Raw genomic sequence first — 23,458 nt, forward strand, 5'->3', positions numbered from 1 at the left:
ATAATAAGGTAATCATATATAATAAGGTATGAAGAAAAGCTTGGACAGAACATTTCTGAATTATGGAATCAGGCAGGAAGACATGCAACTCATAGAGAGTGCATGCCAATCGGAGGGTATAGATGCTGAATGGCTCAAGGATTATATCCTCAAGCCTTTCCATGAAGAGCGTAATAACCAAAATGAGCCAAGTCTTGAGGAAAAGAAGGTGACAAGAATACTCAAGAAGGCTCTCAAAGAAATTAAGAAGTAATGAAACTGAAGCGTATCTACATAGAGAATTATAAGACTTACAGAAAGTTGGACTTGAACTTAGAGGTAACGAGCAATCGTCCCATCATCTTGATAGGTGGTGCCAACGGTTGTGGAAAAACTACGCTCTTCGATGCCATCTATTCTGCACTTTATGGATTGAAGATATCCAACAAGCGACAGTTTGAGGAAATCTTCAATTCGGGGGTGAAGAACGAGAGTGGTATAGAAGGCAAGACCATCATGCTGGAGATTACTTTCTCTGGGGTGGTGCTAGGACAGGAAACGCCCTATAGGTTGCGCCGTGCCTATAAGTTTGTTGATGGCAAAATACAGGAGAGCAATGTGCTCAATATGAATGGTAACAGTTATACTTATGGTACTGGTTCTACGGCTGTCAAACGCAGCACCAATGAAGCGATAGTCAACAAGATTATCTCTGCCAATCTGCCTGCTGAATTGAGTAACTATTTTCTCTTTGATGCTATGAAGACTTCCGACCTCGTGAAGGAAGAGCAAATCAACAAGCTCATCATGAAGAACATCAATTCGGTGATGGGTTTCAATAAATACACTCAGTTGCAAAATGCAGCCTCGGCTTATCTCGACGAGAAGAAGGCGGAACGCTTGGAGAACGAAAACCTGCGTGCCGAATACCTGAAACTGACCAAGCAGAAGGTGGAGATGGAAAGGGATGTGGCAAGTCTCAACGATGCTTACAACGATGCATTGAACTATGCCAACGACCACAAACAGCAATATGAGCAACTGAAAGATGGTAGAAACTCTGACGAGGTGATACGTGACAAGATGCGCCAGATAGAGGAGAGCATCAACTGTTACTATCAGAAGGAGAAGGAATACAGACAGGATGCCGAGGCTATCTCGAAGGACTTGGAACTGAGAGTCTTCCTGCCGAAAGTAGCCAACATCATCAGTACGGAAGTGGAACTCATTCTGAATGAGAAGGAGCAGGTAGCTTCGGCAAGGGGAAACATCTTGAACGACCAACAGATAGAAAAGGTGACGCAAGAAGTGGTGGAACTATTGAAAGCAAAGTATCCACAACTTGCCGAGGTGTCTATCTCGGAGATTATAGCTGAAATCAAAAAGGCACAAGATGCGAGCGAAGACTACAACGACAAGTTTAGCTATCTGAGCGACAAGGATGTCAGCGTGCTGAAGAATCTCGTGCAGCAATCCTATTCAAATCCTTATATAGCCCTGGATGAGCGACGTGAGAATTTGGATCTTGAACTGGTGGACATGCCAAAGAAAAAAGAGCAACTCGAAGAGTATAAGCGAGCCTTGACAGGAAGCGACTATAGCATCATCGAACTCTATGAGGCCAACGACCGAAGAATAGAGGAAATAAAAGCCAAGATAGCAGAGAAGAAAGTAAGCATCAAGGAACTGGAGAAGAAAATCTCCACTTACGATTATGATATGCCGCAAGTGCCAGATCCACAGTATGACATGCTTTGCAAGTTGCCTGGTTTCTTCAAGACCCTGTCGAGAAAATTGCTGCAAGCCAAGAAGGCGAGCATTGAACGTATGATGAAGGAGCAGTTGAACATCAACTTGGTGATTTATGCTGGCTATATCGGTAGGGTAGAATTGTCAGCCGATGATTCCGAGGAAATATCCTTCAAGATATTCCACAAGAATGGTAACGAGATTTATCTGAGCCAGTTGAATGCCGGTGCCAAGCAGACGGTGATGCAAGTACTTTTGAAAGTGCTGTATGAGTTGGGTGACTACGACCCGCCTGTGATGATAGACACCGTGATGGGTGTACTCGACAAGGAGAGCCGAGAGGTAATCATCAATCGATACTTCCCAGACTTGGCTCATCAAACTATTTTGCTCAGTACGGATACGGAGATCACTACCGAGACGGATTTCAAGAAAATCGTGGCATACGTGGCAAGGACCTATACCTTGCATAGAGACCAGGAACAACAGTGTACCACGGTAAGTGAGGATTACTTTGGATTACAAATTTACGATTTCTAGAAGAAATGAATGTACAAGATATAAAACTTGAGGGAATGAGAATTCTGGAGGGAACTCATGATTTGCTTGAAGAAGTGAAATATGCTATCGAGCAGAAACTAAACCTTTCGGATTACTCAGATATGGTTCGCCCTGTAGTACTGAACTTTACTACGGTTATGCGAATCTGCCTCCTCGTTGGATTGAGTGATAAGACGCCAAGGAGCAAGGCAAAGGTAGAGGAACTTCAAACCTCAGCTGGTATGCAGCCATTGGGTGGTTCGTTCTTTACCAAGTCGAACATAAAGGAAGTTTTCGTGGCTCTTATTAAAATGCGTTATTGCGACATTGATGCCGACTGGCAGAACTCAACGTTTCTGAGCAAGGTGCTCTTTAGCGAGATGATGAGAGGCAAGAACATCTTGATGGAAGAAGGTGGCATAGATGAGTGGTTGCACTACAGTCCGTTGCGAGGTGGCAAGTCGTTGATGGATATTCCTGAGCTGAATCTCTATGTCGGACAATACGAGAATGGCATGGATGCTGCCCTCGATATTAATAGTACAGCCATCGCCAATACGCAGATATTGGTGGCAGGAACTACTGGCTCTGGAAAGTCAAATTTGCTGGCTGTCCTTATCAACCAAATCAGAATGGCATCGGCTGATACCTACTATCCTGTCAACTTTCTCTTGTTCGATTACAAGGGGGAGTTCTCTGATCCAGCCCATGCCGATTGGCTGTCGAAGTTTGAGACCGATTCCTCTGCCATCTTGAATCCGATGGAGAAACCTTTGCCGTTTACTCCGTTCAAGGACTTTACTGGCAGACCTGTCAATGAAATCCACCTGTATTCCACGACCTTAGCAAATGCCATCTGTGCTATATCTTCCGCTAAGATTGGTGCTTTGATGGATAACAGACTGAGCGAAGCTATCATCAAAGCCTACAAGGCGAAGAACCAGAAACCAATCACCTTTCAGGAAGTTTTTGACCATTATACGATGTTGATGCCCGAGAAGAAACAGGGTAATATGGATAGTGTAAAATCAGTCTTAAACCAGTTGATTCTGAATAATATTTTTGCAGAGGAAGACAAGGTAGATTTGGTGAAAGGTTGTTATATTATCAATTTAGGAAAGTTTGACAAGGAAGGTATCATGGCAAAGGCTATCGTATATTTCGTGACATCTAAGTTGAACAATATCTATGAGCAACTGCCTCCACAGGCAAAGAATGAGGACAGGGTGGAACTACGCCATTTCACCATCATTGATGAGGCTCACTATATGCTTGGTTTCGAAAACAAGCCTTTACAGAACTTGATAGCTGTGGGTAGAAACAAGGGTATGAGCATCATCCTTGCTACACAGAATATGGATTCGTTTAAGAAAGCCTCTTTTGATTTCTATGCCAATGCCCAATATCCTCTCATTATGAAGCAACAGCAACAGAATGATGGAGTGTTGAAGGATTTGTTTGGTGTGAGTGGCATGGCTCTGCAGGAGCTGAAGCAAGCCATTGCTGGTTTACAGAAGGGTGAACTGATAACCAAGGATGCCCAGGCTATGACTCTCGGCATCGGCAAACATTGGAAGAAAATTAAGGTTACTCATCTTATTTGATAATGGATAAAGATATAGACTATTATCTGGGTGCTTTTGAAAAGATGAAAAGGGCGCTTATGCGGGGCGTAAAAGCTCCGCATAAGCCTCTTTTGCTCTTGGCTATTTTAAATCTCTGCCAGCGGGGGTTCATAAAAGATAATCATATCGTTCTTTCAAGTGAGTTGGTTGGGGAGTTTAAAAGGTTATGGAGATTGTATATTGGTGAACAGAATACAGTTGGTAGTATTTTTGTAGCAGAGGGTTTAGCCATGGATATACCTCATAGTTATCCTTTTAAATGTAGCATAGAGAATCCCTATTATCATTTGCAGCATGAACCCTTTTGGCGATTGGTAAAAAATGAAAAATGCAAAGAAAGTAAGTTTTATTCTAGCTTAAAGTCTTTGCGTGATGGTTTTGCTTATGCAGAAATAGACCAGGAATTATATGATTTAATGGTTAATAGAGAGTCTGCTGTAATACTGGAGTGTAAGCTTCGGGAACTCGTATAAATCAATCCCGAAGTATTTATGAATGCTTGTTGGTGATAAAAATATTATGCAAAGCTTTTGCCCTTACAGGGCGCATTGCTGATTGCTAGCATACCCAGGGTGCTGCCCTGGGCTAAGAGCTTTTGGGCCTTCAGCCCGTTTCAATCATACAGTTAGAGCTCTTTCCTTTATAGTTTTCTTTTGAATTGCCTTATCAGATATCTGGGACTTCTTCTCATATCCCATAAATCTACGAAAATGACGAGGTCGTTGGCTTCGTCGTAGCGATAGATAATCTTCCAATTCTCCTTGATAATCGCACTATGGTAAGGGCGGAGGTAAAGTGTTAATCTTATGCTAGCCATGGATATTGTGCAATTAGTTCTTTTTCAAATTCTTCTGCATCAATATATTGCCCATTCTCATACTCCGCCTCAATAGCTTCAATCCTAGCCACGGCTTCTTCTTCATTGGCCGGATGCCAGCCCACTGGAATCTTATTCCAGTCAATATCTTCTTCTGCACATTCATCTTCGGGAAGTGCTATGGCGGCATTTCCGTGATAGGCTGGTGCTGACTCTGCTACGAAAGCTGCATCTTCCTGCTCTTCTGGCAATGTATATCTTTTCTCTTTCATAAGCTTGCGTATTTAATCTGCTGCAAATATACGTTTTTTATCTTAATGATGCAAGAAAAAATGGAAAAACTTCTAATTTTAACAAAAATATAACGCATAATTTGTTGGGTATTCATAAAAAAATGGTAATTTTGCAACCAGTTGTTGAATACAAAGTTAATATTAAAAATAAGGAACTATGATTAGATTAAATGTATTTTTTGAGAAAAAGGAAGAGGTAAAGGTTGAGGAAATCAACGCTTTATGCAAGGAACTGGTAGAGAAGTCTTTGCAGGACCATGGCAATATTGCCTACGACTATTTCACCAGTGGAACTCGTAATGGGGTGATGATGATCTGCGAGACATGGGAGAACGAGGAAGTTCTGAAAGCTCACATGGCTTCTGAGCATTTCACTACATTGGTTCCAAAGATTGAAGCTCTTACCAAGAACGGCTTGAAACTGGAGCAGTTCACTTTCTAAATCTTTTCAGACATCAGCCAGTGGTGATACTTTGTCTTCTTCATCACCGGCTGATGTTCTCATTATTATTATATAGTTCTATTTTACTTCTGTGAGCTTACCCGTCTGGGAATCGATGATATAACCATGCAGATTGACATCCTTTGGTACAAGAGGGTGGGTACGGATGGTGTTAATCGTATTTCTTACAGAATCCTCGGTGTCGTGGAAGCCCTCCAGCCAATGGTCTAGGTCGATGCCGCAAAGTCCGATGGTGTCGATGACATCCTGATGGATGCCGCGCTTGAGCATCAATTCCTTCATCTGCTGTCCGTTCATGTGGCAGGCACCGCAGTTGGAGTGGGCGATGACCATGATTTCCTCTACACCCAGTTCGTAAATGGCAACCAGAAGGCTGCGCATGGCGGAGTCGAATGGACTGATAACCAGTCCGCCGGCATTCTTGATGAGCTTGGCATCTCCATTCTTCAATCCTAATGCTGCTGGCAGAAGCTCTGTCAGGCGGGTATCCATACAGGAAAGGATGGCAAGCTTCTTGTCTGGGTATTTGCTCGTAAGATACTTCTCGTAGCCCTTGTTGGCTACGAATTCCTCGTTATACTTGATAATTTCCTCTATAATCATAGTAGTGCAAATGAAATGTGAAACGATTTTTTTCCTATTTTTCTGGGGTAGGCTTGAGATAAGCCATGAACTTCTCCGGCTGATAGTTGAGAACCAGCTCTTCCGGGAACTCTGCTTTCTCTACCAGCGGCATGATGTTGCTGTAGTCGGCAATCATGGCAGAGAAGTGGGCGTCACTTCCGAAGATGACAGGTGTTTCGTACTTCTTGGCAAGTTCCAGCAGTTCCAGGTTATTAGGAGCTGCCACTGTTTTGTGACGGATGGGAGCCATGGAGTGATTGTTGATTTCGAGCAAGGTATGCGTCTCCTTGGAAACCTTCATCAGAGCCTCGAAATCCAGTTCTGCCGTTCCATCTCCAGGATGGGAGATAATCTGCACGAATGGATTGCGCATGGCGTTGATGACTCCCTGCGTGTTTTCTTCCCTGGTTCCTCCCTGCCAGCAAAGGCTATGAATGCCAGCGATTCGGATATCAAGTATGCGCCAGTAATCCTCATCGAGGTCAATATCGCCCTGGGTATTGAGGATGTTGAGTTCTGCTCCCAGCATCAGCCTGATTCCATAGAGCTGACGGGGAACGCAATGCAGGTTTCTGAAATAGATGGGATTACAGGTGCCCGGGATATGTGGTCCGTGCTCTGTGATTCCCAGTATTTCCAACCCCTTTTCTTTTGCAGCCATGGTCATTTCCTGCAAACTGCTGAAGGCATGACCCGATGCTATGGTATGTGTATGAACGTCTAATAATGTTTTCATACTGCAAAGGTACGGATATTTTGCGAATTAGTTTATTTCTCCATGATTAAAAAACATTTTTTTTCTTCGAAAATAGATGTTTTCCCACTTTTTACGCCTCCTCCTTCTTCGTTTTAGGAAGTACGAGGTTGAGAATCACGCCGATGACGGCAGAGAGACCGATGCCGGAAATGGCGAAGGAACCGGAGGAGAGGACGGCACCACCCAAGCCCATCGTCAGCATCACCGAGATGATGATGACATTGCGGGTTTCATTCATATCTACCTTGTTCTGCATCAGATTCTGAACACCCACACTGGCGATGGTGCCGAAAAGAAGCAGCATGATGCCACCTAATACCGCTTGAGGTATGCTCTGCAGCAAGGCACTCAATTTGCCCACGATAGAGAAACAGATGGCGGTGGCTGCGGATATGCGAATCACGGCAGGACTTGTGACCTTGGTGATAGACATCGCTCCCGTTACTTCAGAATAGGTAGTCTCAGGAGGACCACCCAGGAAGGCGGAACAGAGACACGCCACTCCATCGCCCAACATCGTGCGATGTAATCCCGGATCAGCCACGAAATCCTTCTTCGCCACGGCACTCACCACATACACGTCGCCGATATGTTCCAGCACCGGTGCTATCGCCACGGGTAACATATAGAGAAATGGCGCCCAGGAGAAATGGGTGATGGTATCGAAGCTTACCGGACAGGAGAACCACGAAGCCGCTGCTACATCCGAGAAATCTACCTCGCCCATGCAGATGGCGATGACGTAACCCACGATAACGCCCGAAATGATAGGCACCAGCTTTATCAGTCCCTTGCAGAAGGTAAGTACCAGGATGGCGGTGATAAGCGATGCGAAGGCGAGAACCCAGTTGGTCTTAGCCATATTCACAGCGCTGCCCGAAAGGGAAAGACCGATAAGGATGATGGCGGGTCCGATGACTACCGGAGGGAAAATCCTATCCAGCAGTTTCTTGCCCTGCCATTTTACTAGGGCGCTCATGATGAAATACACCAGGGAGACGCTGGTAAGTCCGGCGATGGTTCCCGGAAGTCCCCACTGCTTGGTGGCAGCGATGATAGGAGCGATGAAGGCGAAGGAACTGCCCAGGAAGATAGGCACCTTGCCCTTGGTGATGAAGTGAAAGAGAAAGGTTCCCACACCTGCGGTGAAGAGAGCCGTTGCCGGATTGATGCCTATCAGGAGAGGCACCAGAACCGTTGCACCGAAAGCCACAAATAGGAATTGTACTCCCACAAGGGTTTTCTTGGTCATAGAAAGTTGTTCTGTATCCATAATTCTTAATATTTGTTGCTAAATTTTTGCAAAAATACAAATAAAGTTTGAAAAAGCAAAGATTCTTCGGGCTTTTTCTCTTTTTGGGGTTATTTTAGGTTGCTGAATAGCAAAAACGGCTGCCAGTTTATAAGAAACTGACAGCCGTAATGATAATAGGTTTTATTTCGCAAATACTTTCTTTTTCTTCATTCTCTTTCCCACGAAGTTCCAGGAAGGCATCTTCTTCAGGGTACTTCTCACGGGCTGTACATCCCAGAGCAGGAAGATGATCAGCACGGCAATGCCGATGAGACAGGTGACGCCATAGAGATTCCGGATGCTGAGCATCAGAAGATTGGTGGCATCGTAGGGTAAGCCGCGCGACATGTTGTCTGCCATCTGATAACGGAGTCCGAAACTGTACAGACCTGAGCACATCGCCGACATCGGACCGTTGCGGATGATGCCTGCCATCGTCAATCCCATGAAGAAATGCTGGAACGGCATCAGTTCTTCCAGATACACGGTGAGCATGCAGAAGAAGATGGCGTTGCCGAAGCTTCTGAGAAAACAAGGCAGATAGAGCGCCTCGATGTTGAGCCCCGGATCGATGAGGAAATACATCATCACAGGATAACATACCATCGTTGCCACACCTATCGTGAGCAGACGGGTGTATTTCTGACAGAGCACCTTGCACCAGAAGAGACAGAAGAGGCAGCCGGCGATGGCTCCCGTCCATTCCACAAAGTTGAGCACATTGGTGGTGATGTTGCCGAAATGCAGCACGCCACCCGTAAAGGCGGTTTGCAGCACTTTAGGCGTACTGCCCATGAACTCTACGAAGGCGAAGAGAATGAGCAGCGGGATGAGTCGCTTGTACTTCCACGCCGCCGGAGCGATGTAAGGGTGACGGATGTGGAGCATTCGCTGGATGCAGAAATATCCGGTAAATATAAAGAGCAATACATCCACCTGCATGATCTTCGAATCGAGCCAGTTGTAGTGCTCGCCATAGGTGAAGAAGAAGATGAACTCCAGCATCCATGCCGACCACAGAATGCAGCCCAGATAGTCGAGACTGATGAAGGGCAGGGGGTTCATGAAGCGGAAGTCGTGGGTGGTGACATACACGATGAGTGCCACCAGGAGCAGGGCTCCCGTCATCGCCCAGTTGATGATGCGCCAATCCTGATAGATGTAAATCAGGTGTTCGGTGACCCAGGGCGAGAGGAACATGTTTCCCAAAACGATGCAGTAGAGCAGGGGGAAGAAGATGGTGAAATCGCGCTTGGAGGTCATCCACAACTGGATGGTGCTCATACATTCGAAGGTTCCGCAGAGCTTGAAGAAGCCTGCGATGTAAGCGAGAATGCACATCAAGGGTACCGAGTCGGTCCACATGATGAGGAAATTACAGGTTGCCACTACCAGTGCCGCATTCAGCAGGAGCTGGCGGTTGGTAAAGTGGAACTTCATCTTGAAGAGGAAGGGGAATGGCATCGCCACGCCCACTACGTTGAACATGATAATCATGAGCACGTCTTCTCTCATCAAACTGTACTCGCCCATCACCTGGCTCATGGCTCCTCCATAGATTCCGCCCGACATCAGGAAGATGAAGGCGAAGAGGAGATAAATCCATGGCTGTAACCGGCGAGGAATATATCCATTGAACGATGGAACCCGGAAGGGTCCCTGAAGCATTGGAGGTCCTGGCATTTTCTATAATTTATAGTTTATAGTTTATAGTTTATAGAACATTCTTGATAGTTTATAATTTATAGTTTATAGAACATTCTATTTGATACGAACCTTGGTCTCTACGTTCAGTCCGGCACGGAGCAAGGCTATCTGTTTCGGGTCATTGTCCTTGGTGAGGGCGATGCGAACAGGCACGCGCTGCTCTACCTTTACGAAGTTGCCGGTGGCATTATCCACTGGAATCATGGAATAGGCATTGCCGGCTGCGGCAGAAAGGGCTTCTACCTTGCCATGGAATACTACACCCGGGATGGCATCGGCGGTGAAATCTACGCTCTTTCCCACGGTGATGCCGTCCATCTGAGTCTCACGATAATTGGCTACCACCCATACATCGTTATCATCCACGATGCGAGCCAGCAACTGACCAGGCTGTACCAACTGGCCTTCGTGAATATCCTTTCTTCCCATCACGCCATCGCAGGTTGCCACGATTACAGTATAGGAAAGGTTGAGGCGAGCCAGGTTGAGCTGTGCTTCTGCCACGCTCTCTCCGGCACGTGAACCGCCGAGCTGCTGGGTCTGTACATTGCGAACCGATGCGGCGCTGGCCTTGCGGCTGCTTGCCTGCTCATAGCGTGCCTTGGCTCCCAGATAACGGGCATAGGCGTTGTCGTATTGCTGGCGTGTTACTGCATCCTTCTTCATCAAAGCCGCAAAGCGGTCGAAGTCCTGCTTGGCATTCATCATATCCACACGAGCCTCCTCGATGCCGGCAGCCGCTGTCTGCACATTGGTATTGGTGGTGCCCATGCTGGCGGTTACCACCGAAGAACTTGACTTGGATCCACGCAAGCCGGCTTCTGCCTGAGCCACATGCAGACGGAACTCAGCATCCTCGATGATAACAAGGGTATCGCCTTTCTTTACGTGCTGATAGTCGTTGAAACGAATCTCCTTGATGAATCCCGGTACACGGGTATTGATAGGGGTGATATGGCGGTTTACCTGTGCATCATCTGTGTAAGCCACATCGCTGCCATGATAGAAATGGCTGAAGCACCAGCCGATAGCTCCCAGAAAAAGGAGGATAATCACTACATTATATATTCTCTTGATAATCTTCTTGTTCATTGCTTTATTTATTTTATTGTTTCTAAATTTCTCCTGCCACGTACTTCATGCGATAGTAGGCATAGACGATATTGATGCGGGCATCCACCTCGTTGAGCTCGGCATTGAGCTTGAGGTTGGAGGCATCCACCATGTCTGTAACCAGAGCGAGCTGGCTGAGATAGCGGGCATTCATCACGTCGTAATTCTGCTGTGCCAGCTCTACGCTCTTTCGCTGCGTTTCCAGTTCCACGTAGGTTTGCTGATACTGCACGTAGGCAGCCTGCACATTATTGTTAAGCTGCTCAGCCTGAACGGCATGTGCCTCTTTTGCCTGTCGGGTTTCCACGGCTGCCTGCTTGATGCGCTTGTTGCTCTTGAAGAGAGAGCTGAGGCTGTATTTCACGCCTACGCCCACATACCAGACGTTGAGGTTCTTGTCAACAGGTGGCAATTCGAAGAGGATAGGTCCATCGAAGTTATCTGCGGCAACGAAAGCTACCTTTGGCAGAAGATCGCTCTTGGCAATCTTTTCTTTCTGTTCGGCGATGCGGATGGCGTTACTGCTCTGCTCCAGGAGTGGGGAGTTCAGGGTTCCTGCTGTCTGCCAGTAAGCCTCGCCTTCCTTGCTGTAGGTTTTGTCGGCAATGGTGGCATCGGGGATAATCTGTGCATCCTGGTTCATTCCTAGGGTATTGCAAAGCTGATGGTTCAGGATGCTCCGGTTGTTTCGGAGCGCCGTCAGACCGAGTTTGAGGCTTTCCATCTGGAGTTCGTATCGGGTGATGTCATTCTTCAGCGCCATTCCGTGTGTCTGTTTCTCCTTGATGTCGTCGATGAGCTGGCGGGTTAACTCGATGTTCTTTTCATACACCTTGATGCGGTTGTCTATCTTATAGAGGTCGAGATATTGTCCTAGGGCGATGAAGCGAATCTGCTGTCGGGTGAGTTTCACGCCTACCTCTGCCTGCTGCTTTCCGAGTTCGGCGAGCTTGATGCCTGCGTTGATGGCTCCACCGGCATAAACCACCTGCTGTGCCTGGAAGGCGAAGTTGTTGCCGAAATGTGGAGATTTCAAGCCGTGAACGTTGCTGAAGTCGCGGTCGGTAATCAGCGCATTGCCGATATAGCTGAATGAGAGGGAAGCATCAAGGTCGGGCAGTTTCTTGCTTTTAGCCGATTCGATGCCTAGGTGGGCTGCTTCTACTCCTGATAATGAAGTGCGAAGGCTCTTGCTGTTATCCTCCACCTTCTGGAAGAGTTGGCTGATGGTCATGTTTTCTTTCTTGCTGGCAGGCAAGGAAGCAGCCGCCCCTACGGTGGTTTGTGATTGAGCCGAAGCCCAATGGGTTCCTCCTGCAAGCAGAAGGCTTACAAATAAGATGTTCTTAATCATTGATTATTACTTTTTGAATTTCGGGTGCAAAGGTACGGAGTTTTGGGCGAACAATCACTTTAAATTTTTCGCGGCGGATGGACGATTTGGGAATAATAGTTCTTTTATATCACATATTTTGTGTAATTTTGCAACCGAAATAGGAATAAAGAGACATAATAACTCTATATATAATAAGGTGTAGATGGAATTATCAGAATTAAGCAGTTATCAGGAAGCAAGCCTTTTTCGCTCTGGTTTGGAGGAATGGCAGGAGGGTCCGCAAGTATTGACTTACGGAGCGATATTGATTTGCCGGAAAGGAAAGGCGATGCTGAATGTGAATTATAAGGATTGGGAACTTTATGAGGGGGCGGTGATTACGCTGTTTCCGAATGATGTGGTGGAATTGAAGGTTGATGGGGATTTTGAAGTCGAAATCCTGAAATATAATCCTTCCTTGCTTCGTGAAGCCAGTTTGCAGCTGGAGCAGACGGTGTATTCTTCCTTGCGGGAAGACCGCTGCAGGAAGGATACCCCTGTGGTGACAAACATCATCAATGGGATGTTTGGTTTATTGAAGGTATATTTCGACCAGTCGGAATGTACCTGCATCTCGCAGTTGGTATTATGCCAGTTGAAGGCATTCTTCATCGGTTTTCATGAGTATCTTCAGCGCAATCCGCAATACCGGCCAGATGAGGTAAAATCGTATCGCGTAAGAGAACTGTTCAATCGGTTTATGATGCTTCTGGAGAAGGATTACAAGATTTCAAGAGATGTGAACTATTATGCCGAAAAGATGAATATCTCTTCGAAATATCTGACCAACATCGTGAACCAGGTGACGGGGCATACCCCCAAGACCATCATCGATCAATACGTGATTCTGCAGCTCAAGCTGCATCTTAAGCGAAGCACGCAAAGCATCAAGGAGATGGCTTGGGAGTTTCATTTTGCCGACGTCAGTTTCTTCTGCCGGTATTTCAAGAAGCATACAGGTCTGACACCGCAGCAGATAAGGTCGTAATCACAACCTTCAGTTTTGCTCTGATTTCAGCTTCTTCAATCTTGCCGATGTGTTCTGGGGAGAGAGCCTTGAGTTCTTCGAGACATCCCATCTGCATCATGGTGGCGATAGGGAGGAGCTTATGTGCCGCCTTTCCTATGCGGTCGGTAGATAAGGATTCCTCTTCTATGCCTTCTTTCAGGTTCTCGAGGTGTGCGGCAAGTTCCTGCTTCACGGTATCGAGAATCTCCTTTGCAGCCTCTTCATCGCCTCCGGCAAAAGCCAGGAGAGAATCAAGCTGAGGCTTGGATTTCTGCTGAGATGATAAATCTGGCTGGGATGGAGTTTCAGACTGGACATCCAGTTGAGGCTGGGACTCTATTCCCAGAATATCAGACAGTTTCTCCATGCTGAATGGCTTGAACAGGCAGTCGTCGAAGCCTGCTTTCTGGAGCTGTTCCAGGATGCTTGTGTCGTGAGCCGTCATCGCCACCACCGTCATCTGGGTATGGTTGATGTGGGTAATCATATCCATGCCGTTCATCTCGGGCATTTCGATATCCATCAGCATCAGGGCTGGCTGCTCGTTATGCAGCGTGGTGAGGGCATCCATCACATGGTTGCAGGCGAATACCTGCCAGGTGTCGCCTACGATGCGGCGCAGCATTTCCTGGAGAAGCTGGAGCTGCAGCTTGTCATCATCCAGAATCAGAATCTTGTGGTTTGCAAATTCCGGTTTCTTCTTTTCTTCAGAAACCTGATGGCTTGCTGAATCATTTTCTTTCTCTTCCGGATTGGAATCTAGTGCCTTGTCATCGCCAACTCCAGTCTGGTTTTTATTCTGTGTCTCTTCCTTTGGCGCAGGCTCTACAGGGATGGTGACGATGAAGGTGGACCCTTTTCCCTGGGTAGAGTGGAGAATGATTTCTCCGCCGAGCAGCGAAACCAGTTCCTGGGTGATGGACAATCCCAAACCGGTGCCTTCGATGCCTTGAGCACTCTTCAATCTGGTGAAAGCGTGGAACACCTTCTGTTTTTCCTCGTTGGTCATTCCCTTGCCCGTATCCTTTACGCTCAGGGTAAGCATTGGCTTGCCCATGACTTTCGAAACCTGTGCCTGGATGGTGACGCTGCCCTGGTCGGTATATTTGATGGCGTTGCTTACCAGGTTATCCAAAATCTGACGAATGCGGAAGGCATCGGCACGGAAGAATTCCTTCTTCATTGGAGAATCCGAAGTTCCCATTCCCTTCATCTTGCATTCGAATGAAATCTCCAATCCTTTCTCTTCAGCCCGCAATCTCATTCCCTCTACCGATTCTGCTACCAGTTGCGCTGGCGAGAAAGAGGTAGGCTGCACTTTCATCAAGCCATTTTCCAACTGATGATAATCGAGCAGGGAGGCAACGAGATGAGATAGATGTGCGGCAGAATTCTTGATGTTCTGGAGGCATTCGATGCCCTGAGGATTGCTGACGTAGTCTTTCATCAGGTCGATGAAGCCCGAGATGGAGGCAGCTGGTGCCTTGATGTCGTGGGTGATGGTGAGGAGCAGGCGCTCGCGCTGGTTCATGATGCGCTGAATCTCCTCGTTGGCAGCCTCCAGATTTTCCTGATAGATGCGCTCCTTCTTGGCATCGCGCCAGATGAGCCAGATCATGACAACGATGGCTAGGAAGGCTACGATGGCGAGTAATTCCATCTGCCACAACAGATGCTTTCTGGCTTCCATCGCCTTGCTGATGGATTCCTGCATGGCATCTTTCTCTCGCTGGTGTACATCGCTCAGGTGCTTGGCGGAGCGGAGAGCGAGTTTGGCGCTCACCATCTTCAGCTCTTCCATCTCTCTGTTGATGTTCCGCTTATGGTCTTGTGTTTCCACTTTCTCCTTTCTGTCTATCTGTTCGAGGATGTTTGCCACGTTTCCTGCCACGTTCACTGGGGTGGTGACGGAATCGATGACAGCTCGGTTGCTGTCCTGCTTTACGCTCAGGGTCTCGGCGTGCTCTTTCTTAAAGGCATCGGCAAGTCGGCGGAAGAATCCCTTTCGGGTCTTCAATACCTCTACCGTTGTCTTCTTCGCCTCGTGGGTTTGTGGCGCCTTGGAGTGAACGAGGATAGAATCCTTGCCCGTATTCAGACTCTTTACCTTATCGTGCAGATAATTTTTGTTTGGTTTCCCTGCCATGACGTCGGATAGTTGCTTCAGGTTTTTCTGTTCCTCTTTGAGCAGAGAAGATATGGTGCTATCGGCAGCACTTCTTTTCTGTATATAATCGCGCGATGCCTCATTGACGGCGATGATGCTCTTGGTGTTGCTATACACCAGACTGATGGCCAGGATCATGATGATGGCAATGGCGCTATATCCGAGGGCTACCTTGATAGGAATGTTATTCTTGTGCATGAGAAATCTATTTAATTAATTACCTTGTTTATATCTTCTGCAAAGATACGACAAAAAAATGATTCCAAGAAAAGAAAGGGGTAAAAACAAGTCAGGAGACCAATGAATTTCATCATTAGTCTCCTGCCTGATTGAAAGCGACGCGTAATTGTTGTTTTTAACTTTACTTTGTAATCTTGATTTTAATTACTGTTTTTAAAGGTGATTTACTCTGCTACAGTTGAATCTGCTGCTACAGAAGTCTCTACTGGAGTCTCTGCTGGAGCTGCCTTCTCTTCTGCAGAATCCTCTGTTGCTTTTACTGTTGTGTCAGCTGGAGCCTCTGCTGGAGCTACTGTGTCAACTGGAGCTACTGATGAAACACTTGCCATCTTGTTGCTGGCGAATACGTTGCTAACTGATACCATTACCATAGCAGCGATAGCTGCGAATACTAACTTTTTCATAATCTTTTATTTTTTTAATTGTGAATATTATGTTTATTACTTCTTTCATGAACTGCCTTACTTGCATTGCTGCTTGTTTGCGAGTTCACTATCTAATATCACAATCTGCGTGCCAAAAGATGATGAAAAAGTGTAAGTTTCTGATAATCAGTAAGAGCTTCTCTTTGTGCCAGTTTTCAAACTTGTGGAAGTTGGGGAACTGGTGTGGAATTATTCCCCAAAAAGTTGGGGAATGGCATCAGATTCCCCACTTCCCCACATCATCAGATGCCGTACTTCTTCATCTTGTTATACAGCGTCTTTCTATCCACGGCGAGCAATTGTGCAGCCTTGCTCTTGTTGCCTCCTGCAGCTTTCAGCGCAGCCTCTATTCGCTGCAGTTCGGTTTCCTCATCGTGCAGGGTGGTTGGGGCTTGTGGCTGGATGTGTGCCATACTCTGTTCCAGTTCGGTTACTCCGATGTATCTGCCGGTGGCGAGAAGGGTGGCGCGCTTCATTACATTATTCAATTCTCGCAGGTTGCCTGGCCAGTTGTAGGCGGCAATTCGCTCCTTCGCCTTGCTGTCGAGTCCTTCTACATTTCTGTTAAGCTCCTTGTTGGCATGCTTGATAAAGAGGTCGGCGAAGAGGAAGATGTCGGCACCACGGTCTTTCAGCTCGGGCATGTAGATGGTGAACTCGTTGACGCGATGGTAGAGGTCTTCACGGAAGTTTCCTTCTGTCACACGCTGCGCCAGGTTCTCATTGGTGGCACATACCAGTCGGATATCGATGTCTATCTCCTTGGTGCTTCCCACCGGACGGATTTTTCGTTCCTGTAGGGCACGGAGCAGTTGCACCTGCACCTCATAGTTCAGGTTTCCCATCTCGTCGAGGAAGAGCGTTCCGCCATTCGCCATCTCGAATGCACCCTTCTTATCCTGCTCGGCTCCCGTAAAGGCTCCCTTCACATGACCGAAGAATTCAGAAGCTGCTACATCCTTTGGGATGGCACCACAGTCGAGGGCGAAGAATGGCTTTCCTGCCCGCTGACTTAATTCGTGGATTCTGCGAGCCACATACTCCTTTCCCGTTCCGCTGGCTCCTAGAATGAGAACCGACATAGGGGTAGGGGCCACCAGAGAAACGAAACTATAGAGCTTACGGGAAGCTTCGCTTTCGCCCTCCAGATATTTAGGAACATCGCCGGCAGGTGCTGCCACCTTGGTGTTCTTGTCTTCTGTGGTGCTTGTATTTTGAGTCTTCTTCGGAGCCTTGATGGCTTCTTTAATCTTATCCAGGAGAATATCAGGTTGGAAAGGTTTTGCCACATAATCGGTGGCACCCGACTTCATGGCGAGTACCACATTTTGGATTTCGGCATAGCTGGTCATTACAATGAATGGAACCAGCATACCGTGCTTTCTCATCCATTGTAACAGGAAGATGCCATCGTGGTCGGGAAGACGAAGATCGGACAAAACCAAATCAAATCCGCTTTCAGTCTTCTCGTAAATCTGTATGGCCGCTTTTACCGAAGTAGCTTTCTCTACTTCGAATCCCTTCTTTTTGAGCCATGTCTGAATCATGGTTCCAAATGCGATATCGTCTTCAACTATTAGAATCTTTTCCATATTACAATCCTTTTGTCACTTTCTTCTCGTAAAGATGCTTTATTGCGTGCGCAAAGTTAGCATTAATATTTGATATAAGCAAAGAAAAAGGTAGTTTATTTTGAAATTTCGCCAAAGATTTTGGTGCTTTTCTCACAAAAGTTCATAAAAGTGAGCTTTTATCTCACCATGAATGGACTTTTGCAACCGAGTTGCAGAAGCCTTTTCGTAATTTTGCAACCGAAAACAAGAACGGAACGTTATGTTTCGAATGATATAGAATTAAAAGTATTGTAAAATTATGGAAGAAATGAAACATCATCATTGTGATTGTTCCATGGATGAACATCATGAGCACCATGAGCATCATGGATGTGGCTGCCATCATCATCACCACGAAGAAGGGAGCCTGAAGTCGAAACTCTATCTTATCGGTGTAACCATCATCCTCCTGATTGTCGCCGTGTTTATCGAGAAGCATTATGACCTTGCCACCTGGCAGTTGCTCCTGGTCTATCTGATACCTTATTTATTAATAGGACATGAGACCTTGGGCGAGGCGGCAGAAGGCATCGCCAAGGGCGATATGTTTAACGAGCATTTCCTGATGGCGATAGCTACCATCGGCGCTCTTTGCATCGGATTCTTCCCGGGGGCTGAAACGGAATTTCCAGAAGCAGTCTTCGTGATGCTCTTCTTCCAGGTGGGAGAACTCTTCGAGGGATATGCCGAGGGAAAGAGCCGCGATAGTATCTCGCATCTGATGGATATCCGTCCGGATGTGGCGAATGTAATCAGGAATAAAGAAGTACAGTCGGTGGCTCCAGATACGGTAAAGATAGGAGAGACTATCCTGATTAAAAGAGGCGAGAAGATTCCGCTGGATGGTATCGTGACAGAAGGATCTGCCTTGCTGGATACGGTGGCGTTGACGGGCGAAAGCGTGCCTCGTGCTATCAAGGAAGGAGAAGAAATCTATTCGGGCTGTATTAACCTGAAAGGCGAACTCAAGGTTCGTACCATCAAGACTTTCGGCGAGAGTACGGCATCTAAGATTATCGCTTTGGTGGAGAGTGCTGATAAGAACAAGTCGAAGAGCGAGGCGTTCATCACTCGTTTTGCCCGAATCTATACGCCTATCGTGGTATTCGCCGCATTGGCTTTGGCGATTATTCCTCCTATGTTGGGAGCGATGGGCATCGCCACCAGCCTGATGGGTGGGGGAACCTTTGGCGAAAACTTCCCTCTGTGGCTGAACCGTGCCTTGATATTCCTGGTGGTATCCTGTCCTTGCGCCCTAGTAATTAGTGTGCCGCTCACCTTCTTCGGTGGAATTGGCGGCGCATCAAGAAATGGTATTCTGATTAAGGGAAGTAATTATATGGATGCGCTTGCCAAAATAGGAACCGTTGTGTTCGACAAGACGGGAACCTTGACGCATGGCGAGGTGCTTGTACAGGCTGATGAAGGAGCACCCGTGGTGGTGAACGATGGCATCAAGGAGGGAAGTGCTGAGGCTGTGAGATGCCTGAAGACACTTGGCGTGGAGAAGACTGTGATGTTGACGGGCGACCATGAGGAGATTGGAAAGAAGGTGGCCGGACAAGTGGGCGTTGATGAATATTATGCCGAACTTCTGCCTGCTGATAAGGTAACTCATCTGGAAGAACTGTTGAAGATGAAGCCTTCCGGCAAGACCTTGGCATACGTGGGTGATGGTATCAACGATGCCCCTGTATTGAAGCGTGCTGATGTAGGAATAGCGATGGGTGCTTTGGGAAGTGATGCTGCCATTGATGCTGCCGATGTGGTATTGATGGACGATGACCCGAGAAAGATAGCACTGGCGATGAAGATTGCTCGCCATACGATCCACGTGGCTCACGAGAATGTGATTTTTGCTATCGCTGTAAAGATGGCAGTCTTGATTCTTGCCACCGTCGGCTTGGGCACCATGTGGATGGCGGTATTTGCTGATGTGGGCGTTACGGTGCTGGCGGTATTGAATGCTATGCGAACGCTGAAGAAGAAGAGATAAGAATGGTGTGGAGCCTCCAGCAAGCGTGGAGGCTTCATGAAATAAAAAAGCTGTGTTGATCCGTAGATGAACACAGCTTTTTCTTGTTTTATATAGGAACTTCTCTTTTATATAGGAACTTATCCGAATAGTTTTCCTATGCTACGCAACTTGGTGCGGTATCCGTAGATGGCGATGACCACGAAACAGATGAATGGGAGGATGAACGATACATTGGTTGATGGCATGCCGAATACGGTATGCATATCGATGATGGATGCCTGCAAAGGTGGCAAGACACTACCACCCAAGATAGCCATGATCAAACCTGCTGCACCAAACTTGGCATCGTCGCCAAGACCCCTCAGGGCAATGCCATAGATGGTAGGGAACATCAGCGACATGCAGGCACTGACTGCTACCAGGCAGTAGAGACCCCAGATGTTGTGGAGTGCAATGACACCCACGGTGAAGCAACCACCTGCTGTCGCCAGAATCATCAGCAACTGACCTGCATTGAAGAAGCGGAGAATGAAGGTGCAGATGAAGCGTGAACAGCAGAACAGTACCATTGCCACGATGTTGAACTTCTGCGAGGTTACCTCGGCATCAATCTCTGCCATGCCTTCCTGCATCAGGATGCGGGTACCATACTGGATGATGAAGGTCCAGCACATAATCTGCGCACCCACATAGAAGAACTGGGTGAATACGCCTTCACGATAGTGTGGCATGCGGAAGATGCGGCGCAGGGTAGGCATGAAGTTAATCTTGTTGTCTTTCTCGCTGTTCTTCGGCATCTTGGTGAACAGGATGACGAAGAAGATGGTGAGGATAACCAGACCGATAATCAGGTATGGATTGATTAATACCGAAAGGTCATATTCCTTGATTGCTTCAAACTCGCTCTCCGAGAGATTGGTGCGCCCCGCCGTATCAAGCGGGTTGAGCTTGGCCTGGATGAAGTTCATTGCCACATACATACCCAGCAGCGAACCCATCGGGTTGAACGATTGCGCCAGGTTCAGTCGGCGTGTAGCCGTCTCCTCCGTTCCCATCGAGAGAATGTAAGGATTGCTCGATGTCTCCAGAAAGGAGAGTCCGCAGGTAAGGATGAAGTAGGCGAGCAAGAATGGATAGTATTCGCCCATCATCTTAGCCGGATAGAAGAGGAAGGCACCGAAGGCATAGAGTCCTAATCCCAGCAGTACGCCCGCCTTGTAGGAGAAGCGGCGGATAAAGATGGCGGCTGGGAATGCCATGGCGAAGTAACCGCCGTAGAAGGCTACCTGTACCAGGGCACCATCCGTAGAAGACATTCGGAAAATCTTGGAGAATGCCTTCACCATCGGATTGGTGATATCGTTGGCAAATCCCCAAAGTGCAAAGCACGATGTGATTAAGATGAAGGGTACGAGGTAGCTAACCCCATCCTTCATGAGAATTGATTCTTTCTTTTTCTGTTCCATGTTTTTAGGAAAAGTATTGTTGTTTTGTTTAAACTAGATGCTTTGTCTTACAACGGCTCTCAGCTCGTTCATATCCTTAATTTCACCCTTGGCGAGTGCCTGGGTCAGGATATTGCCCATGCCTGTGGCTTCGATAGGTCCTGCAACCACTGGTACACCTAGGGCTTCGGAGGTGAGACGGTTGAGTAACTTATTCTGTGAACCGCCACCGATGATGTGCATACTCTTGATAGGTTGTGGCAACATCTCGTTGAGGTGAGCAGTGGCCTCGGCATATTTGGCTGCCAGTGACTGGAGTACGCAGCGCACGATTTCTGCCTTGGTCTGAGGAACCTGCAACTGATGGGTGGCGCAATAGTCGATGATGGCCTGCTGCATGCATGCTGGATTTTGGAAAGCTGCGTCATCCACAGGGATGATGGCATTGATGTGAGCCTCATCTGCCAGAGGAAGGATGACATCAAACTGCTGTTCCTCGCCATTCTCTTTCCATTCTGCCATCAGTCTCTGCATAATCCAAAGTCCTGTGATGTTCTGCAGGAAGGTGATGCGGCCGCCGATGCCGCCCTCATTGGTAAATTCAGCCTTTCGGGCTTCCTCGGTGAGGATAGGCTTTTCTATCTCAACGCCTAGGAGCGACCAGGTGCCTGAACTGATGAAGGCTACCGGGCTCTCATCTTCTGTGGCTGGTACGGCAGCAACGGCACTAGCTGTATCGTGAGAGCCTACTGCGATGACATCTACCTCGCCCAATCCGGTTTCTTCTGCAATATCACGGCGCAGTTTTCCCCTTATGGTGCCTGGCATCACAATCTTACCGAAGATGTGGCGTGGAAGGTCCAGCTGGTCGATGGTTTCCCAATCCCAATCCTTGGTGCTGGCATTCAGCAGTTCTGAAGTGGATGCGATGGTATATTCATTGTTGGCTTCGCCTGTGAGATAATAGCTGAAGAGGTCTGGGGTGAACAGCAGATGAGCAGCCTTTTCCAATTGCGGACTGTTGGCCTTCTTCATACTGTAGAGTTGGAAGAGGGTATTGATTTCCATCACCTGCGTGCCGTTGATGGCATAATGTGCCGATGGGTCAATCTGCTTGAATACTTCTTCCGGCATCCCCTTGGTGCGGGCATCGCGATAGCAGACTGGGTTGCCCAAAAGGTTACCGTCTTTGTCGATGAGTCCGAAATCCACTCCCCAGGTATCGATGGCGATGCCATCTACCTTGAGACCTTTGGCTCCTGCCATTTTCAGCCCCGTCTTCATATCCTCGAAGAGGGCGAGGAAGTCCCAATATACGTGATTGCCTAATCTTACCTGTCGGTTAGGGAAACGATGGATGAGTTCCATTTCTAATTTGCCGTTTTCCAATTTGCCGGCGAGTACTCTTCCGCTTCCTCCACCGAAGTCAATAGCTAGATAAATCATGGTTATTTCTAAAAAGTTAGGGTAGATAAACTGTTAATTGGTAAAAAGCGGTAGGAGAGTGCCCCGTTAGCGGGCAGCTTTCTCTCCTACCGCTTCTCTCATATAGAGGATAGAGGCTTATTGTTTCTTGCCTAAAACGTAAACTTCAAGATCGTCGATTTCTTCTGGTGTCAGTGTGGTGTATTTGCCGCCACTCTGAACGATGATGCGACAAGCCATCTCAAAGAACATGGCACGCTCGAACACCTCGTCGAAATTCTTTCCGCAAACCACCTGACCATGCTTCAGCAAGAGTGCAGAATTGTGGTCTTTCAATGCAGCGATAACGGCTGCTGCCAATTCTGGAGAACCAGGGCGATAGTATGGAATCACCGGGATTTCCTTACCTACATGACATGGTACCTCTGCGGTTACATTGAAGTCTTTTGGAGTTTCCTGCATGCAAGCTACTGCTGTTGCAAAAGGAGACTGGAAGTGGAGAACCACATCACAATCTGGACGCTCACGGAGTACGCCGAGGTGGAATCCGCTCTCCATAGAAGGTTTAACGCCATTGAGTACTTCGCCCGTTGCTACCAGGCACTGAGATACTTTCTCCTTCTGGAGACTAGGAACCCATGAACCTGTGCCAGAGACAAGTGCCTCGTCGCCAATGCGCCAAGAAAGGTTGCCACTACTGCAGATGGTGAGACCAGCGTCGCCTACGCGGTGAGCCTGCTCCAGGAATTTCTGAATATGCTCTTCTGTAATCATTTTCTTTTTCTTTCTATTTGAATGATATTCGTACTGATGGTGTTAC

At 47.4% G+C, this 23,458-nt stretch carries 20 protein-coding genes; 7 read left to right on the plus strand and 13 right to left on the minus strand.

What is annotated here, in order from left to right:
• Nucleotides 1-28 precede the first annotated feature (28 nt).
• Genes KUA49_RS06180 through KUA49_RS06195 form a run of 4 tightly spaced genes read left to right on the plus strand, consistent with a single transcriptional unit; the run spans nt 29 to nt 4,366 of the window.
• Nucleotides 29-253, plus strand: a complete 225-nt coding sequence (locus tag KUA49_RS06180; RefSeq protein WP_203039415.1) for a hypothetical protein — start codon at nt 29-31, stop codon at nt 251-253.
• On the plus strand, nt 253-2,268 hold the full coding sequence (locus KUA49_RS06185) for an AAA family ATPase (RefSeq protein WP_218412591.1): 2,016 nt from the start codon (nt 253-255) through the stop codon (nt 2,266-2,268). The genes KUA49_RS06180 and KUA49_RS06185 overlap by 1 nt, the downstream gene beginning before the upstream one ends.
• 35 nt (nt 2,269-2,303) lie before the next feature.
• A complete protein-coding gene (locus tag KUA49_RS06190; RefSeq protein ID WP_218412618.1) occupies nt 2,304-3,872 on the plus strand; it encodes an ATP-binding protein in 1,569 nt (522 codons plus the stop codon).
• Nucleotides 3,873-3,874: 2 nt separating this feature from the next.
• Nucleotides 3,875-4,366: a hypothetical protein gene (locus tag KUA49_RS06195; protein WP_218412592.1), complete on the plus strand. Its 492-nt coding sequence runs from the start codon at nt 3,875-3,877 to the stop codon at nt 4,364-4,366.
• A 331-nt stretch (nt 4,367-4,697) separates the two neighbouring features.
• Here KUA49_RS06195 and KUA49_RS06200 read toward each other — a convergent pair whose 3' ends face one another.
• The gene (locus tag KUA49_RS06200) at nt 4,698-4,982 is read right to left on the minus strand and encodes a hypothetical protein (protein WP_218412593.1); all 285 of its coding nucleotides are present in this window, start codon (nt 4,980-4,982) and stop codon (nt 4,698-4,700) included.
• Between the two features lie 178 nt (nt 4,983-5,160).
• On the opposite strand from KUA49_RS06200, the gene KUA49_RS06205 reads away from it, so the two are divergent.
• Complete coding sequence (locus tag KUA49_RS06205) at nt 5,161-5,445, plus strand: putative quinol monooxygenase (protein WP_218412594.1); 285 nt, start codon at nt 5,161-5,163, stop codon at nt 5,443-5,445.
• Nucleotides 5,446-5,523: 78 nt separating this feature from the next.
• Here KUA49_RS06205 and KUA49_RS06210 read toward each other — a convergent pair whose 3' ends face one another.
• The 6 genes from KUA49_RS06210 to KUA49_RS06235 form a co-directional block, all read right to left on the minus strand.
• Entirely contained in the window at nt 5,524-6,066 is a 543-nt protein-coding gene (locus KUA49_RS06210; RefSeq protein ID WP_203049569.1) for a beta-class carbonic anhydrase, read from the minus strand.
• Nucleotides 6,067-6,103: 37 nt separating this feature from the next.
• Entirely contained in the window at nt 6,104-6,826 is a 723-nt protein-coding gene (locus KUA49_RS06215) for a phosphatase (protein WP_218412595.1), read from the minus strand.
• Between the two features lie 91 nt (nt 6,827-6,917).
• Nucleotides 6,918-8,120 carry a uracil-xanthine permease family protein gene (locus KUA49_RS06220; RefSeq protein WP_218412596.1) on the minus strand — a complete coding sequence of 401 codons (1,203 nt, stop codon included), beginning with the start codon at nt 8,118-8,120 and terminating at the stop codon, nt 6,918-6,920.
• Nucleotides 8,121-8,282: 162 nt separating this feature from the next.
• Nucleotides 8,283-9,824 (minus strand): hypothetical protein, encoded by a 1,542-nt coding sequence (locus KUA49_RS06225; RefSeq protein WP_218412597.1) that lies wholly within the window; start codon nt 9,822-9,824, stop codon nt 8,283-8,285.
• A gap of 78 nt (nt 9,825-9,902) precedes the next feature.
• Nucleotides 9,903-10,940 carry an HlyD family secretion protein gene (locus tag KUA49_RS06230; protein WP_218412598.1) on the minus strand — a complete coding sequence of 346 codons (1,038 nt, stop codon included), beginning with the start codon at nt 10,938-10,940 and terminating at the stop codon, nt 9,903-9,905.
• A 22-nt stretch (nt 10,941-10,962) separates the two neighbouring features.
• Nucleotides 10,963-12,315, minus strand: a complete 1,353-nt coding sequence (locus tag KUA49_RS06235) for a TolC family protein (protein ID WP_256624834.1) — start codon at nt 12,313-12,315, stop codon at nt 10,963-10,965.
• A 184-nt stretch (nt 12,316-12,499) separates the two neighbouring features.
• Between KUA49_RS06235 and KUA49_RS06240 the strand changes: the two genes are divergently transcribed.
• Nucleotides 12,500-13,324: an AraC family transcriptional regulator gene (locus tag KUA49_RS06240; RefSeq protein ID WP_218412599.1), complete on the plus strand. Its 825-nt coding sequence runs from the start codon at nt 12,500-12,502 to the stop codon at nt 13,322-13,324.
• Here KUA49_RS06240 and KUA49_RS06245 read toward each other — a convergent pair.
• From KUA49_RS06245 to KUA49_RS06255, 3 genes are all read right to left on the minus strand, one after another.
• The gene (locus KUA49_RS06245) at nt 13,281-15,710 is read right to left on the minus strand and encodes a hybrid sensor histidine kinase/response regulator (RefSeq protein ID WP_218412600.1); all 2,430 of its coding nucleotides are present in this window, start codon (nt 15,708-15,710) and stop codon (nt 13,281-13,283) included. The two genes, KUA49_RS06240 and KUA49_RS06245, sit on opposite strands and share 44 nt — an antisense overlap.
• A 206-nt stretch (nt 15,711-15,916) precedes the next feature.
• Nucleotides 15,917-16,156, minus strand: coding sequence for a hypothetical protein (locus KUA49_RS06250; RefSeq protein WP_203039394.1), 240 nt, complete (start codon nt 16,154-16,156; stop codon nt 15,917-15,919).
• Between the two features lie 263 nt (nt 16,157-16,419).
• Nucleotides 16,420-17,769, minus strand: a complete 1,350-nt coding sequence (locus KUA49_RS06255) for a sigma-54-dependent transcriptional regulator (protein ID WP_218412601.1) — start codon at nt 17,767-17,769, stop codon at nt 16,420-16,422.
• Between the two features lie 388 nt (nt 17,770-18,157).
• Here KUA49_RS06255 and KUA49_RS06260 point away from each other — a divergent pair, with 388 nt between their 5' ends.
• Nucleotides 18,158-19,786 carry an HAD-IC family P-type ATPase gene (locus tag KUA49_RS06260; RefSeq protein ID WP_218412620.1) on the plus strand — a complete coding sequence of 543 codons (1,629 nt, stop codon included), beginning with the start codon at nt 18,158-18,160 and terminating at the stop codon, nt 19,784-19,786.
• A 119-nt stretch (nt 19,787-19,905) separates the two neighbouring features.
• On the opposite strand, the gene fucP is transcribed toward KUA49_RS06260, so the two are convergent.
• The 3 genes from fucP to KUA49_RS06275 form a co-directional block, all read right to left on the minus strand.
• A complete protein-coding gene (fucP, locus tag KUA49_RS06265; RefSeq protein ID WP_218412602.1) occupies nt 19,906-21,234 on the minus strand; it encodes an L-fucose:H+ symporter permease in 1,329 nt (442 codons plus the stop codon).
• Between the two features lie 33 nt (nt 21,235-21,267).
• Nucleotides 21,268-22,659, minus strand: coding sequence for a rhamnulokinase (locus KUA49_RS06270; protein ID WP_218412603.1), 1,392 nt, complete (start codon nt 22,657-22,659; stop codon nt 21,268-21,270).
• Nucleotides 22,660-22,776: 117 nt separating this feature from the next.
• Nucleotides 22,777-23,412 (minus strand): class II aldolase/adducin family protein, encoded by a 636-nt coding sequence (locus KUA49_RS06275; RefSeq protein WP_218412604.1) that lies wholly within the window; start codon nt 23,410-23,412, stop codon nt 22,777-22,779.
• Nucleotides 23,413-23,458: the final 46 nt, after the last annotated feature.

It is taken from the genome of Segatella copri (assembly GCF_019249655.2).
In the GTDB taxonomy this organism is placed as follows: Bacteria; Bacteroidota; Bacteroidia; order Bacteroidales; family Bacteroidaceae; genus Prevotella.

Bases quoted from the DNA above. Each gene is read 5' to 3' on its own strand.
- KUA49_RS06205 (WP_218412594.1), top strand. From the start codon at position 5,161: ATGATTAGATTAAATGTATTTTTTGAGAAAAAGGAAGAGGTAAAGGTT.
- KUA49_RS06180 (WP_203039415.1), top strand. From the start codon at position 29: ATGAAGAAAAGCTTGGACAGAACATTTCTGAATTATGGAATCAGGCAG.
- KUA49_RS06225 (WP_218412597.1), bottom strand. From the start codon at position 9,824: ATGCCAGGACCTCCAATGCTTCAGGGACCCTTCCGGGTTCCATCGTTC.
- KUA49_RS06240 (WP_218412599.1), top strand. From the start codon at position 12,500: ATGGAATTATCAGAATTAAGCAGTTATCAGGAAGCAAGCCTTTTTCGC.
- KUA49_RS06230 (WP_218412598.1), bottom strand. From the start codon at position 10,940: ATGAACAAGAAGATTATCAAGAGAATATATAATGTAGTGATTATCCTC.
- KUA49_RS06245 (WP_218412600.1), bottom strand. From the start codon at position 15,710: ATGCACAAGAATAACATTCCTATCAAGGTAGCCCTCGGATATAGCGCC.
- KUA49_RS06270 (WP_218412603.1), bottom strand. From the start codon at position 22,659: ATGATTTATCTAGCTATTGACTTCGGTGGAGGAAGCGGAAGAGTACTC.
- KUA49_RS06215 (WP_218412595.1), bottom strand. From the start codon at position 6,826: ATGAAAACATTATTAGACGTTCATACACATACCATAGCATCGGGTCAT.
- KUA49_RS06220 (WP_218412596.1), bottom strand. From the start codon at position 8,120: ATGGATACAGAACAACTTTCTATGACCAAGAAAACCCTTGTGGGAGTA.
- KUA49_RS06200 (WP_218412593.1), bottom strand. From the start codon at position 4,982: ATGAAAGAGAAAAGATATACATTGCCAGAAGAGCAGGAAGATGCAGCT.
- KUA49_RS06275 (WP_218412604.1), bottom strand. From the start codon at position 23,412: ATGATTACAGAAGAGCATATTCAGAAATTCCTGGAGCAGGCTCACCGC.
- KUA49_RS06195 (WP_218412592.1), top strand. From the start codon at position 3,875: ATGGATAAAGATATAGACTATTATCTGGGTGCTTTTGAAAAGATGAAA.
- KUA49_RS06235 (WP_256624834.1), bottom strand. From the start codon at position 12,315: ATGATTAAGAACATCTTATTTGTAAGCCTTCTGCTTGCAGGAGGAACC.
- fucP (WP_218412602.1), bottom strand. From the start codon at position 21,234: ATGGAACAGAAAAAGAAAGAATCAATTCTCATGAAGGATGGGGTTAGC.
- KUA49_RS06255 (WP_218412601.1), bottom strand. From the start codon at position 17,769: ATGGAAAAGATTCTAATAGTTGAAGACGATATCGCATTTGGAACCATG.
- KUA49_RS06185 (WP_218412591.1), top strand. From the start codon at position 253: ATGAAACTGAAGCGTATCTACATAGAGAATTATAAGACTTACAGAAAG.
- KUA49_RS06250 (WP_203039394.1), bottom strand. From the start codon at position 16,156: ATGAAAAAGTTAGTATTCGCAGCTATCGCTGCTATGGTAATGGTATCA.
- KUA49_RS06190 (WP_218412618.1), top strand. From the start codon at position 2,304: ATGAGAATTCTGGAGGGAACTCATGATTTGCTTGAAGAAGTGAAATAT.